At 67.9% G+C, this 14,910-nt stretch carries 19 protein-coding genes and 1 tRNA gene; 5 read left to right on the top strand and 15 right to left on the bottom strand.

The features are described from left to right. Positions 1-109: 109 nt before the first annotated feature. Together PMI01_RS09305 and PMI01_RS09310 are read left to right on the top strand one after the other, a co-directional pair. Positions 110-373, top strand: a complete 264-nt coding sequence (locus tag PMI01_RS09305; protein WP_007667189.1) for a GlsB/YeaQ/YmgE family stress response membrane protein — start codon at positions 110-112, stop codon at positions 371-373. Then, positions 370-591 carry a DUF2842 domain-containing protein gene (locus PMI01_RS09310; RefSeq protein ID WP_007667192.1) on the top strand — a complete coding sequence of 74 codons (222 nt, stop codon included), beginning with the start codon at positions 370-372 and terminating at the stop codon, positions 589-591. The genes PMI01_RS09305 and PMI01_RS09310 overlap by 4 nt, the downstream gene beginning before the upstream one ends. Before the next feature lie 223 nt (positions 592-814). Here PMI01_RS09310 and PMI01_RS09315 read toward each other — a convergent pair. The 7 genes from PMI01_RS09315 to PMI01_RS09345 all read right to left on the bottom strand — a co-directional run bounded on the left by PMI01_RS09315 (position 815) and on the right by PMI01_RS09345 (position 5,141). Next, a tRNA-Pro gene (locus PMI01_RS09315) sits at positions 815-891 on the bottom strand. A gap of 74 nt (positions 892-965) precedes the next feature. Continuing rightward, positions 966-1,394 (bottom strand): MerR family transcriptional regulator, encoded by a 429-nt coding sequence (locus tag PMI01_RS09320; protein ID WP_007667195.1) that lies wholly within the window; start codon positions 1,392-1,394, stop codon positions 966-968. A gap of 14 nt (positions 1,395-1,408) precedes the next feature. After that, positions 1,409-1,711, bottom strand: coding sequence for an integration host factor subunit alpha (locus PMI01_RS09325; RefSeq protein WP_007667198.1), 303 nt, complete (start codon positions 1,709-1,711; stop codon positions 1,409-1,411). Positions 1,712-1,917: 206 nt separating this feature from the next. Beyond that, positions 1,918-2,895, bottom strand: a complete 978-nt coding sequence (locus PMI01_RS09330; RefSeq protein ID WP_007667200.1) for a beta-ketoacyl-ACP synthase III — start codon at positions 2,893-2,895, stop codon at positions 1,918-1,920. Beyond that, positions 2,892-3,980 (bottom strand): phosphate acyltransferase PlsX, encoded by a 1,089-nt coding sequence (plsX, locus tag PMI01_RS09335; protein WP_081497654.1) that lies wholly within the window; start codon positions 3,978-3,980, stop codon positions 2,892-2,894. Before plsX ends, PMI01_RS09330 begins: the two co-directional genes overlap by 4 nt. 97 nt (positions 3,981-4,077) lie before the next feature. After that, complete coding sequence (locus PMI01_RS09340; protein WP_007667204.1) at positions 4,078-4,626, bottom strand: YceD family protein; 549 nt, start codon at positions 4,624-4,626, stop codon at positions 4,078-4,080. Beyond that, complete coding sequence (locus tag PMI01_RS09345; protein ID WP_007667206.1) at positions 4,611-5,141, bottom strand: ubiquinol-cytochrome C chaperone family protein; 531 nt, start codon at positions 5,139-5,141, stop codon at positions 4,611-4,613. The genes PMI01_RS09340 and PMI01_RS09345 overlap by 16 nt, the downstream gene beginning before the upstream one ends. Before the next feature lie 121 nt (positions 5,142-5,262). Between PMI01_RS09345 and PMI01_RS09350 the strand changes: the two genes are divergently transcribed. Both PMI01_RS09350 and PMI01_RS09355 read left to right on the top strand, forming a co-directional pair. Further along, positions 5,263-5,751 carry an outer membrane protein assembly factor BamE gene (locus PMI01_RS09350; RefSeq protein WP_007667208.1) on the top strand — a complete coding sequence of 163 codons (489 nt, stop codon included), beginning with the start codon at positions 5,263-5,265 and terminating at the stop codon, positions 5,749-5,751. 163 nt (positions 5,752-5,914) lie between these two features. Further along, the gene (locus tag PMI01_RS09355; protein ID WP_035035542.1) at positions 5,915-6,442 is read left to right on the top strand and encodes a response regulator; all 528 of its coding nucleotides are present in this window, start codon (positions 5,915-5,917) and stop codon (positions 6,440-6,442) included. Positions 6,443-6,523: 81 nt separating this feature from the next. Here PMI01_RS09355 and PMI01_RS09360 read toward each other — a convergent pair whose 3' ends face one another. The 7 genes from PMI01_RS09360 to glyA form a co-directional block, all read right to left on the bottom strand. Then, on the bottom strand, positions 6,524-8,677 hold the full coding sequence (locus tag PMI01_RS09360) for a sodium-translocating pyrophosphatase (protein ID WP_007667212.1): 2,154 nt from the start codon (positions 8,675-8,677) through the stop codon (positions 6,524-6,526). Positions 8,678-8,912: 235 nt separating this feature from the next. Further along, positions 8,913-9,422, bottom strand: coding sequence for a hypothetical protein (locus PMI01_RS09365; protein WP_238537030.1), 510 nt, complete (start codon positions 9,420-9,422; stop codon positions 8,913-8,915). A gap of 67 nt (positions 9,423-9,489) precedes the next feature. Continuing rightward, a complete protein-coding gene (thiL, locus tag PMI01_RS09370) occupies positions 9,490-10,587 on the bottom strand; it encodes a thiamine-phosphate kinase (RefSeq protein WP_007667217.1) in 1,098 nt (365 codons plus the stop codon). After that, positions 10,547-11,008, bottom strand: coding sequence for a transcription antitermination factor NusB (gene nusB / locus PMI01_RS09375; protein WP_007667221.1), 462 nt, complete (start codon positions 11,006-11,008; stop codon positions 10,547-10,549). The genes thiL and nusB overlap by 41 nt, the downstream gene beginning before the upstream one ends. Next, entirely contained in the window at positions 11,005-11,469 is a 465-nt protein-coding gene (locus PMI01_RS09380; protein ID WP_007667224.1) for a 6,7-dimethyl-8-ribityllumazine synthase, read from the bottom strand. The genes nusB and PMI01_RS09380 overlap by 4 nt, the downstream gene beginning before the upstream one ends. Positions 11,470-11,580: 111 nt before the next feature. Next, complete coding sequence (gene nrdR / locus PMI01_RS09385; protein WP_007667227.1) at positions 11,581-12,054, bottom strand: transcriptional regulator NrdR; 474 nt, start codon at positions 12,052-12,054, stop codon at positions 11,581-11,583. 31 nt (positions 12,055-12,085) lie between these two features. Further along, positions 12,086-13,390 carry a serine hydroxymethyltransferase gene (gene glyA, locus PMI01_RS09390; protein WP_007667229.1) on the bottom strand — a complete coding sequence of 435 codons (1,305 nt, stop codon included), beginning with the start codon at positions 13,388-13,390 and terminating at the stop codon, positions 12,086-12,088. 187 nt (positions 13,391-13,577) lie between these two features. Here glyA and PMI01_RS09395 point away from each other — a divergent pair, with 187 nt between their 5' ends. Continuing rightward, entirely contained in the window at positions 13,578-14,021 is a 444-nt protein-coding gene (locus tag PMI01_RS09395; RefSeq protein WP_007667232.1) for a MucR family transcriptional regulator, read from the top strand. Between the two features lie 114 nt (positions 14,022-14,135). Here PMI01_RS09395 and hemA read toward each other — a convergent pair. Further along, positions 14,136-14,910: 5-aminolevulinate synthase (gene hemA, locus PMI01_RS09400; protein WP_007667235.1), on the bottom strand; the 775-nt coding region annotated here is incomplete at its 5' end.

The following is a 14,910-nucleotide window of genomic DNA, read 5'->3' on the forward strand; positions in this document are numbered from 1 at the left end:
TTGCCGTACGCCTGACGGGCCGCGACGTCCATGCCCTCATGACGGTTGCGGCGCGGCGTGCGATGATCATGGCTGGGCGCCGGGGCGGGCGCGGGTTCGGAGACCATCGATGAGCGGCGTGGGCGTGTTCGTGGCGGTCGTCATCGGCATTCTGGCCGGCTGGATCGCCGATCTGGTGCTGGCCCGGCGGCACGCGCTTTTCACCAAGCTCTTGATCGGCGTCGTCGGCTCGTTCATCGGAGCGTTCGTCGCTCAGCGGCTGGACTTCAGGTTCGACGGCTTCCTCGGCAGCCTGCTGGTCTCCAGCCTCGGGGCGATCTTCTTCCTGGCCGTCCTGGGTATCGTCTCGGGCCTTTTCCGGAGACCCGCTTGAGCGCTCCCCTCATCCCCGCCCGCCTGCGCAAGCTGATCGGTGGGATCGGCATCATGGTGTTCCTGGCCGCCTATGTCTGGGCCTTCACCAGCCTGTACGACTACCTGCCCAACAACCGCGCCATCCACCTGATCTATTTCGCCGTCGCCGGCCTGGCCTGGGGGCTGCCGCTGCTGCCGCTGATGTCGTGGATGGGCAAGGCGGATCGGAAGCTCTGAGGCTCACCCGCTTGCCCCCACCTGACCGCTTCGCGGTCTGTCGCGGCGAGGGGGCGGAGTTCTTCCCCCTATGGGGGAGGAGGGCCGAAGGCCCGGAGGGGGCAAGTGCGCCGTCGCATCGAACCTAGAGCGTCTGCTTCCCAAGCAGAATGTTCGGAAACGAAAAAGGCCGCTCTTTCGAGCGGCCTTTCCATTCTTCCGGTCTCATTCCCAGTGAAGGAAATGGTCGGAGCGACAGGATTCGAACCTGCGACCCCTTGACCCCCAGTCAAGTGCGCTACCAGGCTGCGCCACGCTCCGACACGGAAGGAGCGCCCTTATAGGTGGGGTCCCTGGCTTGAGCAATGGGATTCCTGAGGGATTTTGAACCCGCCTCAGAGCCCCTTCAAAAGCCCGTCCAGCCGGGCTTTCACGGCCTCCAGGTCGTCCAGCGCCAGGACCAGGCGGTCGCGGGCTTCCTCGCCCAGCTCGCCATGCGGCGCAGAATCAATTGGCGTGTCGATCGGGATGTCGAGCGAGGCCGAGCCGTTGTCGCCCAGGCCGGCGGCGATCACGTGGGTGATCCCCTGCTCGCGATGCAGCTTCTGCACGCCCTTGATGGTGTAGCCTTCGGCGTGCAGCAGGGCGCGCACGCCGCTGAGCACGGCGATGTCCTGCGGGCGGTAGAACCGCCGGCCGCCGGCCCGCTTCATGGGCCGGATGAACGAGAACTTGGTTTCCCAGAAGCGCAGGACGTGCTGCGGCACGCCCAACTCTTCGGCGGCTTCGGAGATCGTGCGGAAGGCGTTGGGTCCCTTCGCCACCGCGGATCGCTCCCCTAGCCGCCCAAGGCGCGGTCGATTCGCGCCTTCATGACTTGCGAGGCCCGGAAGCCGATCACCCGGCGGGGCTCGATCTCGGCCGGCTCGCCGGTCTTGGGATTGCGGCCCATCCGGGCCCGCTTGTCGCGGACCTGGAAGACGCCGAATCCGGAAAGCTTGACGGTTTCGCCCCGTTCCAGCGCCTCGGCGACCAGATCGAGAGTCCGTTCGACCAGACCCGCGCAATCCTGGCGAGTCAGACCGACTTCCTCATGAACCGCCTCACAGAGATCGGCCCGGGTCAATGTCGCGCCTTTCATGACGCCCCCTACGCTGGATTGGCACCCCAGAGGGCACGCGTCAGACCGGGCCGAGACCCGTTTTTCCGCAACGCGCTCTCATCAACTCAAGCCTGCATGCCGCGATTATCGCATGGAGTCAAAGGCTGAGCGCCAAGACTTCAGGCGATGACACAAGCTGACCGCCTAAAATGGCCACGCTTGACCCAAAGACGCCGCGCTTTTGCCTACAGGCGAATGACGCAGGCGCCCCAGGTCAGCCCGCCGCCCATCGCCTCGAGCAGCAGAAGCTGGCCCGGCTTGATGCGGCCGTCGGCGATTCCCTGGGCGAAGGCCAGCGGGATCGAGGCGGCCGAGGTGTTGGCGTGCAGGGCCACGGTCGAGATCACCTTGTCCTCGTCGATGCCCACCCGATGGGCGACGCCGGCCAGGATGCGCTGGTTAGCCTGGTGCGGGATGAACCAGTCGACCTCGGGGATCGTCACGTCGGCCGCCTTGGCCGCCGCGTGGATCGCCTCGGAGATGTTGATCACCGCGTGCTTGAACACCTGGTTGCCCAGCATCCGCAGCTTGCCGACCGTGCCCGTGGTGGACGGGCCGCCGTCGACATACAGCAGTTCCTGCTTGGTCCCGTCGGCGCGCAGGGCGAAGCCCAGCAGGCCCTGGTCGGCCGTGGTCCCCTGCCCTTCGCGCGGCTCCAGCACCACCGCGCCGGCCCCGTCGCCGAACAGCACGCAGGTGCCGCGGTCGGTCCAGTCCATCAGCCGGGTCATGGCCTCGGCCCCGATCACCAGGGCGCATTTCGAATGCCCCCGGGCCACGAAGCCGTCGGCGACGCTCAGCGCGTAGACGAAGCCCGAGCAGACGGCCTGGACGTCGAAGGCGATGCCGACCGGCGCGCCCAGCTTGCGCTGGACGATGGTGGCGGTGGCCGGAAAGGTCATGTCCGGCGTGGTGGTGGCGACGATGATCAGGTCGACGTCGGCGGCGGTCTTGCCGGCCTTCTCCAACGCCTGCACGGCGGCGCGCCAGGCCAGGTCCGAGACCGGCTGGTCGTCGGCCACCTTGTGGCGCTGGCGGATACCGGTGCGCTCGACAATCCAGGCGTCGCTGGTGTCGACGGTTTCGGCCAACTGATCGTTGGTGACCACATTGTCCGGCAGATAGGCCCCGACGCCGGTGACGGCGCTACGAATTACGCTCACTCGGAAGCTCCCTGGCCCTGGGCGCCCGACACGCCTTCGGCCGTTGATTCTACACCGGACTTGAGGCCGGTTTCGGTCAGACGTTTCAGATTGCGATCGATCTCGGCCGAAAAGTCGCTGCGGGCTAGGTCGACGGCCACGCGGATGGCCGAGGCGTAGCCCGTGGCGTCCGCGCCGCCGTGGCTCTTGACCACGATGCCGTTCAGCCCCAGCAGCGGCCCGCCATTGACGCGCGCCGGGTCGAGGCGTTGGCGCATCTTCTTCAAGGCGCCCGAGGCGATCAACGCCCCCAGCATCGCCAGGGGGCTCGAGGTCAGGGTCGTCCTCATCTCGGCCGAGAAGAACCGGGCCAGCCCCTCGGCGGTCTTCAGGGCGACATTGCCGGTGAAGCCGTCCGTGACGACGACGTCGACCGTGCCCTTGGCGATGTCGGTGCCCTCGACGAAGCCGCGATAGTCGAAGTCCAGCGTGGTTTCCTTGAGGATGGCGTGCGCCTCGCGCACCTCCTCGTGGCCCTTCTGGTCCTCGGAGCCGACGTTGAGCAGGCCGACGGTCGGACGTTCCGAGCCGTGCACCGCATGGTGGAAGGCGGCGCCCATGATCGCGAACTCGACCAGCTGGGCCGCGTCGCTCTCGACATTGGCCCCGACGTCGAGCACGGCGGAGACGCCGCGCATCGTCGGCCAGTTGGCGACGATGGCCGGACGCTCCAGATTGGCGCCCATGCGCAGGATCAGCTTGGAGATCGCCATCAGGGCGCCGGTGTTGCCGGCCGAGACGACGGCCTGGGCCTGGTTGTCGCGGATCGCCTCGACGGCGTTCCACAGGCTGGAGCCCTTGCCCCGGCGCATGGCCTGGGCGGGCTTCTCGTCCATCGAGATGGCCTTGTCGGTGTGACGCACCTCGCTGACCGCCCGGGCGGCCGGCGACTTGGCCAGCTCGGCGTTCAGCAGCGCCTCGTCGCCGTGCAGCAGGAAGCGGACGTCCGGCAGGTTTCCGGCGGCGATCGCGACGGCGGGCACGATCACGGGCGGACCGTGATCCCCGCCCATGGCGTCGATCGAAATGACAATGGGTTGAGGCACGAGGCGCTATCGGCTCCTGGAGCGGCGCACCGCTAGGTCAAGGCGGCGGGACGATACAGGCGCGAGGATATCACGCAAGCGGAACGAAACCGGCATTTCAGGCCCCGTCGCCGCTGGGATCGGGGTCGGCCTTCAACGCTTTCAGCGCCGCGAACGGCGACAGCTCCACCGGCTCGGGCGGCGGCTCGAACACCGCGCCCGGCTTGCGGGGGAACGGATCCAGCTCCAGGGCCAGGTGTTCGATCACATAGCCCGAGACGTCGATGGTCTCGCCTTCCAGCACGTCCGGCGGATCGTCGCCCTCCGGGTCCAGCGCCAGGTCGCCGTTCTCGTCCGGCGAGGTGTTCTCGCTGTCGGCCGGCAATACGCGGACCGAGAAGCGCGATTCGACCGGCTCCTCGAACTCGTCGGCCGAGACGCTGCACACCTGGGTGACGCGGGCCCGGATCAGGCCGGAGACCTCGGCGCCGTCCATCCAGGGACGCAGGAAGATTTCGGCGTCCAGCGAATCCAGCGACACGAGGTTCAGCGTCTTGGCAATCGCCTTGCGGGCGGCCTCGTCGGGCTCGAAGCGCAGATCCATGCCGCGCCCCATGCGTCCCAGGGTGACGCTGTAGGGCCAGGGATTGATCACGCCTTCAGCCATTGGGCCTCTCCTTGCATCAAGCGCTCCAGCGGCTGGGCCGCCAGATGGTCGCGCGCGGCGACCACATAGGCCGTCAGAGCCGCCACGTCGCCCTCGCCGCGCTCCTCGAAGGCCGTGCGGGCCAGGAGGTCGGTCAGGGCCGCCTGGTCCGGCAGGCCGGCGACCGCCTCGTCGAAGGCCTTCAGGCGGCCGTAGAACGCTCCGGCCAGCTTCTTCATTTTCTTGCCGACCGCCGTGTCGGAGACGCCGATTTCACGGAAGGCGTCGTCCAGGCCGCGCACATAGGCGTCGAACGTGGCCTGGGAAAGCTCGGCCGCCGACTCGCCGTGGCCCTTCAGCCGCTCCAGCAACAGCACCACGTGCAGGGTGAACAGCTCGAACCGGCCTTCCAGCGAGTCGCGCACGCCCATCTGGACGTAAAGTGGCGCGGAACGGGCCTGGGCCACCGCGCCAGCATAGAGTTTGCTCCCCGCCGCCTTGGCGGGCCTGGGTTTGAGCAGCCGATCCAGAAACATAACTTCGCCTCGATTTCGCCGCGACACGGAACTAACTTCGCCATCCGATCTACGCGGACCATTGAACTAAGCCCGCGCGGGCGATAGGTCAAAGTCAGCCTTTTCAGGTACCGGAGCCTGCATGTTTCGTCCCGCCGTTCTCGCCGCCGCTGTCATCGGCCTTGCCGCCGTCGCCGGAGGCTGCACGCCGCTGACGAGCTATTCCGGTTTCCAGGCCATCGAAGCCAAGCCCGTCGACATGAAGGTCGGCGAGGACAGCAAGTCGACGGTCACCGAAAAGCTGGGTTCGCCCTCGGCCACCTCCACCTTCGACGCCAATTCCTGGTACTACATCTCGCAGACCACCGACCGCGTGGCCTTCTACCGGCCGCGGGTGATCAAGCGCGACGTGGTGGCGATCAAGTTCAACCCGGCCGACGAAAAGGTCGCCTCGGTGGACACCTACACGCTGAAGGACGGCAAGGTCATCGCCTACAACGGTCGCGAGACGCCGACCCGCGGTCGCGAGATGACCATCCTCGAGCAGTTGCTGGGCAACGTCGGCCGCGGCGGCATGCTGCCGCAGGACGATCAGGACACCCCGGGCAACCGCCCGCAGGACCGCCGCTAGACCCTCAAGCGTCCCGGCAAGCCAAGCCGCACCGACGATTAAGCATAACCGTCTGAAATTCCGCGACATTTCGTCGCCGATATCAACGGTTTCTCAACGACGATCCGATTACGCTCCCTGGTGAGGTCGCGGTGGCTGACGCCGCCTTTCCGGGGGGAAGACTTTGAGCGCACCTAATCTGCGTTCGTTGACGGTGCTCATCATCGATGACAACGCGCCCATGCGCGAGATCATCGGCACGGTGTTGAAGTCGCTGGGCGTGCGCAAGATCATCGAGGCCAGCGACGGCGTCGAGGCGCTGAAGGCCGTCACCGAGCGCGAAATCGACATCATCTTCACCGACCTGATGATGCAGCCCGTCGACGGCCTGGCGTTCATCCGCTGGGTGCGCACCTCGCCGGCCAGCGGCAACCCCTATGTTCCGATCATCATGGTCACCGGCCACGCCACCCGCGCCAGCCTGGACGAGGCGCGGATGGCCGGGGTCACCGAGTTCCTGGCCAAGCCCCTCACCGCCCGCGGCGTGCTGCATCGGGTCAACGAGGTGATCAACAACCCGCGCGACTTCGTGCGGGCCGGCGCCTATTTCGGCCCCTGCCGCCGGCGGCGCATCGACCACGAGTACGAGGGCCTGGAACGCCGTGGCGCGGTCGCCGCCGAGGTCGAGGTCGCGCTCGACGACATGTACTGACCGGCGTCCGCCAGCGCCCGGAATCGAAAACGCCCCGGAGGTTTCCCTCCGGGGCGTCGTCGTATCAGGCTTGGATCGTGATCAGACGCCGTGGGCCAGGATCGCCAGCAGCAGCAGGGCCACGATGTTGGTGATCTTGATCATCGGGTTCACGGCGGGGCCCGAGGTGTCCTTGTAGGGGTCGCCGACGGTGTCGCCGGTGACGGCCGCCTTGTGGGTGTCGCCGCCCTTGGAATGCAGGGCGCCGTCCTTGTCGGTGAAACCTTCCTCGATCACCTTCTTGGCGTTGTCCCAGGCGCCGCCGCCGCTGGTCATCGAGATGGCGACGAACAGGCCGGTGACGATCACGCCCATCAGCATGGCGCCCAGCGACGCGAAGGCGTCGACCTTGCCGGCGATGGCCTTGATCACGAAGAACAGCACCACCGGCGAAACCACCGGCAGGAGCGACGGCACGATCATCTCGCGGATCGCCGCCTTGGTCAGAATGTCCACGGCCCTGCCGTATTCCGGCTTCACCTCATAGGTCATGATGCCCGGGTTCTCGCGGAACTGGCGACGGACCTCGGCCACCACGGCCTCGGCCGCCCGGCCCACGGCGGTCATCGACATGCCGCCGAACAGGAAGGGCAGCAGCCCCCCGAACAGCAGCCCGACCACCACATAGGGGTTGGACAGGTCGAAGGTCACCGGACCCATGCCCTCGAAGAAGCTGCCCGCCTCGGCGTGCGCCGAGAAGAACTTCAGGTCCTCGGTATAGGCGGCGAACAGCACCAGGGCGCCCAGGCCGGCCGAACCGATGGCGTAGCCCTTGGTGACGGCCTTGGTGGTGTTGCCCACGGCGTCGAGGGCGTCGGTGGTGACGCGGACTTCCTTGGGCAGGCCGGCCATTTCGGCGATGCCGCCGGCGTTGTCGGTGACGGGGCCGAAGGCGTCCAGGGCGACGATGAAGCCGGCCAGGGACAGCATGGTGGTCACCGCGATGGCGATGCCGAACAGGCCCGCCAGGTTGTAGGTCACCAGGATGCCGACGATGATGGTCAGGGCCGGCAGGGCCGTGGATTCCAGCGACATGGCCAGGCCCTGGATCACGTTGGTGCCGTGGCCGGAGACGGATGCCTGGGCCACCGACTTCACCGGGCGAAAGTTGGTGCCGGTGTAGTATTCGGTGATCACCACGATCAGGGCGGTGACGGCCAGGCCAACCAGGCCGCAGAAGAACAGGGCGTTGGCGTCGAAGGTCTTTTCGGTCGCGGCGCCCAGACCGACGGTGACGGCGGCCGGCACCAGTTGGTGGATCACGTAATAGACCGCCGGGATCGACAGCACGCCGGTGACGATCAGGCCCTGATAGAGGGCGCCCATGATGTTCTGCTTCTTGCCCAGACGCACGGCGAACGAGCCGATGATCGAGGTGACGATGCAGACGGCGCAGATGGCCAGCGGCAGCAGCATCATCGACGACACCGCCTCGGTGCCGCGGAAGAAGATCGCCGCCAGCACCATGGTGGCCACCGTGGTCACCGCATAGGTCTCGAACAGGTCGGCGGCCATGCCGGCGCAGTCGCCGACGTTGTCGCCGACGTTGTCGGCGATGGTCGCGGCGTTGCGCGGGTCATCTTCCGGGATGCCGGCCTCGACCTTGCCCACCAGATCGCCGCCGACGTCGGCGCCCTTGGTGAAGATGCCCCCGCCCAGGCGGGCGAAGATCGAGATCAGGCTAGCGCCGAAGCCCAGCGACACCAGCGAATCGACCACCACGCGGTCGGTGCCGGCGTGGCCGACGCTCAGCAGCACGGCGAAGTAGCCGGCCACGCCGATCAGGGCGAAACCCGCCACCAGCATGCCGGTCACGGCGCCGGAGGTGAAGGCCATCTTCAGGCCGGCGGCCAGGCTCTCGGACGAGGCCTGCGCCGTGCGGACATTGGCCCGCACCGAGATCAGCATGCCCGCGAAGCCGGCCGCGCCCGACAAGGACGCGCCCAGGGCGAAGCCGACGGGCTGTTCCCAGGATTTGAAGAAGAACGCCAGCAAGGCGATGACCACCACCCCGACGATGGCGATCGTCGTGTACTGGCGGTTCAGATAGGCCTGAGCCCCTTCCTGGATCGCCGCGGCGATCTCCTGCATCTTCGCATTGCCGGGCGAAGCCCGCATCAAGGAAGCCGTCTGCACGGCGCCGTACAGCACCGCCAGCAGCCCGGCCCCAATGGCCACGTAAAGCCAAGAACTCATCGGTAAGTCGCCCTCTTCGCGTTTCAATAACGAGAGGGTCGCCGGCTCGGCAGGATCACGGCCCGTCAGGAGCGCGCCCGGCCGCACACGACGGGCGGGCCTATGGCCTCATGCCCCCTCGATGCTCCCTAATGGCGCCGGTTCGGCGCCAAGGCGGCGACAGTGCCAAATGGTCGCGGCCCGCGCAACCGCTTGCGGGAACGGCGTTCAGTCAGGGGCGGACGCGCATGCCGGCCTAGGGAACGATGTTCAGGTCCGGCGCCGGTTCCCGGCCTGGCGCGGGCGTGCCCCCCGCCTGAGCCCCGGTCTTGGCCGGTGGCGGAACGAAGTTGCGCGGCGTCTGCTTGACGAGCGTCACCAGGGCCACCTTGCCAGGCCCGATCAGGCCATTGACCTCGCGCAGCACCGAAGCCTTCAGGCGCGTCTCGTCCAGCGCGACGTAGCTGTCGGGCCGGGTGAACGGCTTGGCGTGGGCCTCGCGCACCACCGCGTCGCGCAGCATCGGCTCCTTGCCCGCGAACACCGTGGTCGGGATTCCCGTCTTCAAGGTGAAGTTGAGCTGGACGAAGACGTAGTTGACCAGTCGGCCGTCGACGATGATCGGCAGGGCCATGGACTGCAGCTTGATCACCGGATCGGCCTTCGCCTCCCCTTCGCCATCCTTCTTCTTCGGCGCGTTGGCGAGGGCCGGCGTCACGGCCAGCAGGGCCAGCGGGGCCAACAGCGCGCGGCGGGCGATAAGCATGGGGCGGATCATCCCGCCACCTTAACCAAGAAGGCTTGAGGTTTCGTGACCACCACGCCGTACGGCCCTACCCGTGCAGCCAGCCCAGCCGTTCGGGGGTGATGTCCTTGCCCTTGAACAGGGCGCAGACCCCCTCGCCTTCGACGAACTCGCCGATGTCGCGGACGGGCACGCCGGCGGCCATGGCGGCGGCCTGGAAGGCGGCCACGTCGGTGGGATCGACGGCGCAGACGATCTCGTAGTCGTCGCCGCCCGAGGCCAGCGACATCCGCGCCTCGCCGGCTTCCGGCTGGGCGCTGAGCCAGTTGCGGGCGCCGGGCGACAGCGGCAGGCGGTCGAGGTCGACCTTGACCCGCAGGCCGCTGGCCTTGGCCACGTGGCCGGCGTCGGCCAGCAGGCCGTCGGAGACGTCGGCGGCGGCGCGGGCATAGGCCCGCAGGGCGTCACGGATGCTCAGGCGCGGCGGCGGCATGCGATAGCGGCGGGCCAGGCCGCCGTCGGGGTCCTCGACCTCGCCCCAGTGGGCCAGCAGGCCCAGCCAGCCGTCGCCGATCGTGCCGCTGACCATCAGCCGGTCGCCGACCCGCGCGCCCCTGCGCAGCACCGCGTCGCCGCTGGGCACCCAGCCCAGGAAGGTGGCCGAGACCACCAGCGGGCCCGAGGTGGTGACCGTGTCGCCGCCCAGCAGGTTGACGTCGTAGAGCGCGCCGTCCTCGGCCAGGCCGCGCGCGAAGGTCTCGCGGTCGGTCACGGTGGTGCCCGAAGGCCAGCCCACCGCCAGGAAGTAGCCGTAGGGAACCGCGCCCTTGGCGGCCAGGTCCGACAGGTTGGTGCGCAGCAGCCGCTTGGCCACCACGTCCAGGTCCTCGCCGGCCAGGAAATGCACGCCGGCCACCATGGCGTCCTTGGTGATCACCAGGTCGTAGCCGGGACGCGAGGGCAACACCGCCGCGTCGTCCAGCAGGTCGAGCGCCGCCGTGTCGCCGCGGGTCAGCGGCCGCAGGAAGCGGGCGATCAGGCCGAACTCGTTGACCGACGCGACCTCGGCCGGCGGCACGGTCTCGTCGAACCATGCGTCATCGACCGCCGCCGTTTCCGGCGCCGGCTCGGCGAACCAGTCGTCGTCAGTTTCTGGCGTCACGCGCGATGGCGTCCAGGGCGCCATTGATGAAACCGGATTCCGGTCCCTCGAAGAAGGATTTGGCGATCTCGACATATTCGTCGATCACCACCTCGGTGGGTACGTCGGGGCGGTGCATGAGCTCATAGGCCCCCGAACGCAGGACCGCGCGGGCCGTGGCGTCCAGGCGCTCCAGCTTCCAGCCCGAGGCCAGGCGCTTGACGATGGCCTGGTCGACCGCGGCCTGGTGGGCGACGACGCCCTTGGCCAGTTCGGCGAAGAAGGTCTCGTCGGCGGCAGCCAGTTGGTCGCCGTCCGGACCGTCGACGTCACGATCGAAGCGGTGCTCGGAAAACTCGCGGACCACGGCGTCGACGCCGACGCCCGAGACTTCCATCTGGTACAGCGCCTGCACGGCCGCCAGGCGGGCCACCGAACGGGGCTTGATGCGATCGCCCTTGCTCATCGGCCGGCTCCCAGCAACTGGGCGCGCAGGGCGACCAGCTCCAGGCATTCGCGGGCCGCGTGGCCGCCGCGATCGCCTTCGGAGACCTTGGCGCGAGCCCAGGCCTGGTCTTCGTCCTCGACGTTCAGCACGCCGTAGCCGATGGCCAGGCGCTTGCCGATCGCCAGGTCCTGCAAACCGCGCGCGGTCTCGTTGGCGACGATCTCGAAGGTGTAGGTCTCGCCGCGCAGGACGACGCCCAGGGCGACATAGCCGTCATAGCGCACGCCGACCGGACGATGGCCGGCCTCTTCGGCCAGGGCGACGGCGCTGGGGATCTGCAAGGCGTCGGAGACGGTGATCACGTCAAAGTCCGCGCCATGCGCCTCGATCGCCTGGGTCGCGCCGCGCAGCAGTTCGTCGGAAAGCCCCGAATAGCGTCGGCCCTCCACGATCAGCAGACGAATCTTGTCTTCAACCATAGTCCTTGAACTCTCCCCGGCGGGACCGGTCACTTAGAACCAAAGGGTTCCGCCGCAAAATCGAATCGTAGCCCGGCGGCGTCGCCGCCAGAACCGAATCACAGGATGCGCCTATAGCTCGTCTTCGGCGACGTCGCTCAGGCCTTCTTCCCCCAGAAACTTCGCGAAATCACTGGTTTCCCGGAAATCACGATAGACCGAGGCGTATCTGACATAGGCCACGTCATCGAGCGACTTCAGCGCCTTCATGGCCATTTCGCCGACCACCGAGGACGGCAGTTCGGTCTCGCCCAGGCTTTCCAGCTGGCGGACGATGCCGTTGACCATGCGCTCAACCCGCTCGGGATCCACCGGTCGCTTCTGCATGGCCAGCGAGATCGAGCGGACCAGCTTCTCGCGGTCGAACGGCGAACGGCGGCCCGAGCGCTTGACGATCGTCAGCTCGCGCAGCTGCACCCGCTCGAAGGTGGTGAAGCGGCCGCCGCACTCGGGACACAGCCGACGGCGACGGATAGCCGCTCCGTCTTCCGACGGGCGGCTGTCCTTCACCTGGCTTTCCAGATGGCCACAGAACGGGCAGCGCATGATCTAGGCCCTCCCGACCGCGATAGGCCTATTAGTTGTAGATCGGGAACCGGGCCGTCAAGGCCAGGACTTCCTCGCGCACCTTGGCCTCGACCTCGCCGTTGCCAGTCGGGCCATTGGCGGCCAGGCCGTTGACGACCTCGCCGATCAGTTGGCCGACCCGGGTGAACTCGGCCGTGCCGAAGCCGCGGGTGGTGCCGGCCGGGGTGCCCAGGCGGATGCCCGAGGTGACGGTGAACGGCGCGGTGTCGAACGGCACGCCGTTCTTGTTGCAGGTCATGTGGGCGCGCTCGAGGCTGTGCTCGGCGTCGCGGCCGGTCACGCCCTTGGGCCGCAGGTCGACCAGCATCAGGTGGCTGTCGGTGCCGCCCGAGACGATGTTGACGCCCTGGGTCTGCAAGGCCTCGGACAACGCGCGGGCGTTGTCGATCACCTGCTGGGCATAGGCCTTGAACGACGGCTGCAGCGCCTCGCCGAAGGCCACGGCCTTGGCGGCGATGACATGCTCCAGCGGGCCGCCCTGCAGGCCGGGGAACACCGCCGAATTGACCTTCTTGATGATCGCTTCGTCATTGGTCAGCACCATGCCGCCGCGCGGGCCGCGCAGGGTCTTGTGGGTGGTGGTGGTGACCACATGGGCGTGCGGGATGGGGCTGGGGAACACGCCGCCGGCCACCAGGCCCGCGAAGTGGGCCATGTCGACCATCAGATAGGCGCCGATCTTGTCGGCGATCTCGCGGAAGCGGGCGAAGTCGATCTGGCGGCTGTAGGCGCTGCCGCCGGCGATGATCAGCTTGGGCTTCTCGCGAACGGCGATCTCCTCGACGGCGTCGTAGTCGATCAGCTGGTCCTGCTGGCGCACGGTATAGGACACCGGCTTGAACCACTTGCCCGACTGGTTGGCGGGGCTGCCGTGGGTCAGGTGGCCGCCGGCCGCCAGGTCCATGCCCAGGAAGGTGTCGCCCGGCTGCAGCAGCGACATGAACACCGACTGGTTGGCCTGCGAGCCCGAGTGCGGCTGGACGTTGGCGAAGGCCGCGCCGAACAGCGCCTTGGCGCGTTCGATGGCGATGGTCTCGATCTCGTCGACATATTCGCAGCCGCCGTAGTAGCGCTTGCCCGGATAGCCCTCGGCGTACTTGTTGGTCAGGATCGAGCCCTGGGCCTCGAGCACGGCGCGCGAGACGATGTTCTCCGAGGCGATCAGCTCGATCTGGTTCTGCTGGCGATTCAGCTCCAGGCCGATGCGGTCGAAGATGTCGCGGTCAGCGGCGGCGAGGTCGGCGCCGAAGAAGGCGCTCTTGTCGGCGGTGATGTTGTTGGCCGGTGCGGTCATCGACGCTCTCCTGGGGCTGGGAGATTAAAAGGGCGACTGGCGGGAGTCGGTCGCGCTCTCTTTACCCCCCTTCGCGCCACGATCAATCCGGGAACCTCACCGGCGGGGACGCGTTGCGCAGGAACCGGCGCCGGCAAGGCTGGCGCACCGGGTGTTTCAGTGACTGTAAATGACAAGGCGGACTGGCATGGCGACGTCGCACGGCGAGGCGGAAATCAACGACAACGACGACGACATCGACATCCTGGGCCTCAGCGCCGGCATCGTGGCAGCCTATGTCGCACAGAACACCGTGGCGCGTTCGGCGGTGCCCGAATTGATCCGCTCGGTGCACGGCGCGCTTTCAGCGCTTGGCGCTGTGCAGGCTCCGCCTGCGGCCGACCGCGCCAAGCCGGCGGTGCCGGTCTCGCGCTCGGTGCAGCGCGACTACATCGTCTGCCTGGAAGACGGCAAGAAACTGAAGATGCTCAAGCGCTACCTGCGCACCCACTACGACATGAGCCCCGAGGACTACCGCCGCAAATGGTCGCTGCCCGGGGACTATCCGATGGTGGCCCCGGCCTATGCCGAGCGGCGGTCGGACTTCGCCAAGCAGATCGGCCTGGGCAAGGGCGCGATGCGGGGGCGGTGAGGCTGTCATCCCGGAAACGGCGAAGCCGTTATCCGGGACCGCCGCAAGCGCCGGCGTTCACGCGTCGGTCCCGGATCTTCGCGCTGCGCGCTCGTCCGGGATGACAATAAGGTCCTAAGCCGCGTGGCCGCCCATGCGGGCCACGTTGCAGTGGGCCCACAGCGTTTCCATCGCCCCGACCAGCTTGCGCATCATGTCGTCGGTGTGGAACGGCGTCGGGGTGAAGCGCAGGCGTTCGGTGCCGCGCGGCACGGTCGGGTAGTTGATCGGCTGCACATAGACGCCGTGGTCGGCCAGCAGCATGTCGCTGATCAGCTTGGTGTGGTGGGGGTCGCCGACCAGCACCGGGACGATGTGGCTGTCGTTGTCCATCACCGGCAGGCCGGCGGCCTTGAACATCGCCTTCAGGGTGGCGGCGCGCTCCTGGTGGGCCTCGCGGACCTCCGGGTGCTGCTTGAGCCACCGGACGCTGGCCAGGGCTCCGGCGGTGAGCGCCGGGGGCAGCGAGGTGGTGAAGATGAAGCCCGAGGCCACCAGGCGGATGGCGTCCACCACCACGGCGTCGCCGGTGATGTAGCCGCCCATGACGCCGAAGGCCTTGCCCAGGGTGCCTTCGATGATGTCGATCTGGTCCATCAGGCCGTCGCGCTCGGCGACGCCGCCGCCGCGCGGGCCGTACATGCCCACGGCATGGACCTCGTCGAGATAGGTCATGGCGCCGTATTTCTTGGCCAGGGCCACGGTCCCGGCCATGTCGGCGATGTCGCCGTCCATCGAATAGACGCTCTCGAAGGCGATCAGCTTGGGCGCGTCGGCCGGCGCGGCGATCAGCAGTTCTTCAAGGTGAGCCAGGTCATTGTGCCGGAAGATGTGGCGCTGGCAGGCGCCG

The organism is Caulobacter sp. AP07, from assembly GCF_000281955.1.
Classification (GTDB): domain Bacteria; phylum Pseudomonadota; class Alphaproteobacteria; order Caulobacterales; family Caulobacteraceae; genus Caulobacter.

Bases quoted from the DNA above. Each gene is read 5' to 3' on its own strand.
- glyA (WP_007667229.1), bottom strand. From the start codon at position 13,390: ATGACCGCACCGGCCAACAACATCACCGCCGACAAGAGCGCCTTCTTC.
- PMI01_RS09345 (WP_007667206.1), bottom strand. From the start codon at position 5,141: ATGTTTCTGGATCGGCTGCTCAAACCCAGGCCCGCCAAGGCGGCGGGG.
- thiL (WP_007667217.1), bottom strand. From the start codon at position 10,587: ATGGCGCCCTGGACGCCATCGCGCGTGACGCCAGAAACTGACGACGAC.
- PMI01_RS09365 (WP_238537030.1), bottom strand. From the start codon at position 9,422: ATGCTTATCGCCCGCCGCGCGCTGTTGGCCCCGCTGGCCCTGCTGGCC.
- PMI01_RS09325 (WP_007667198.1), bottom strand. From the start codon at position 1,711: ATGAAAGGCGCGACATTGACCCGGGCCGATCTCTGTGAGGCGGTTCAT.
- PMI01_RS09340 (WP_007667204.1), bottom strand. From the start codon at position 4,626: ATGGCTGAAGGCGTGATCAATCCCTGGCCCTACAGCGTCACCCTGGGA.
- nusB (WP_007667221.1), bottom strand. From the start codon at position 11,008: ATGAGCAAGGGCGATCGCATCAAGCCCCGTTCGGTGGCCCGCCTGGCG.
- nrdR (WP_007667227.1), bottom strand. From the start codon at position 12,054: ATGCGCTGCCCGTTCTGTGGCCATCTGGAAAGCCAGGTGAAGGACAGC.
- PMI01_RS09350 (WP_007667208.1), top strand. From the start codon at position 5,263: ATGTTTCGTCCCGCCGTTCTCGCCGCCGCTGTCATCGGCCTTGCCGCC.
- PMI01_RS09360 (WP_007667212.1), bottom strand. From the start codon at position 8,677: ATGAGTTCTTGGCTTTACGTGGCCATTGGGGCCGGGCTGCTGGCGGTG.
- PMI01_RS09395 (WP_007667232.1), top strand. From the start codon at position 13,578: ATGGCGACGTCGCACGGCGAGGCGGAAATCAACGACAACGACGACGAC.
- PMI01_RS09380 (WP_007667224.1), bottom strand. From the start codon at position 11,469: ATGGTTGAAGACAAGATTCGTCTGCTGATCGTGGAGGGCCGACGCTAT.
- PMI01_RS09305 (WP_007667189.1), top strand. From the start codon at position 110: ATGAGCGGCGTGGGCGTGTTCGTGGCGGTCGTCATCGGCATTCTGGCC.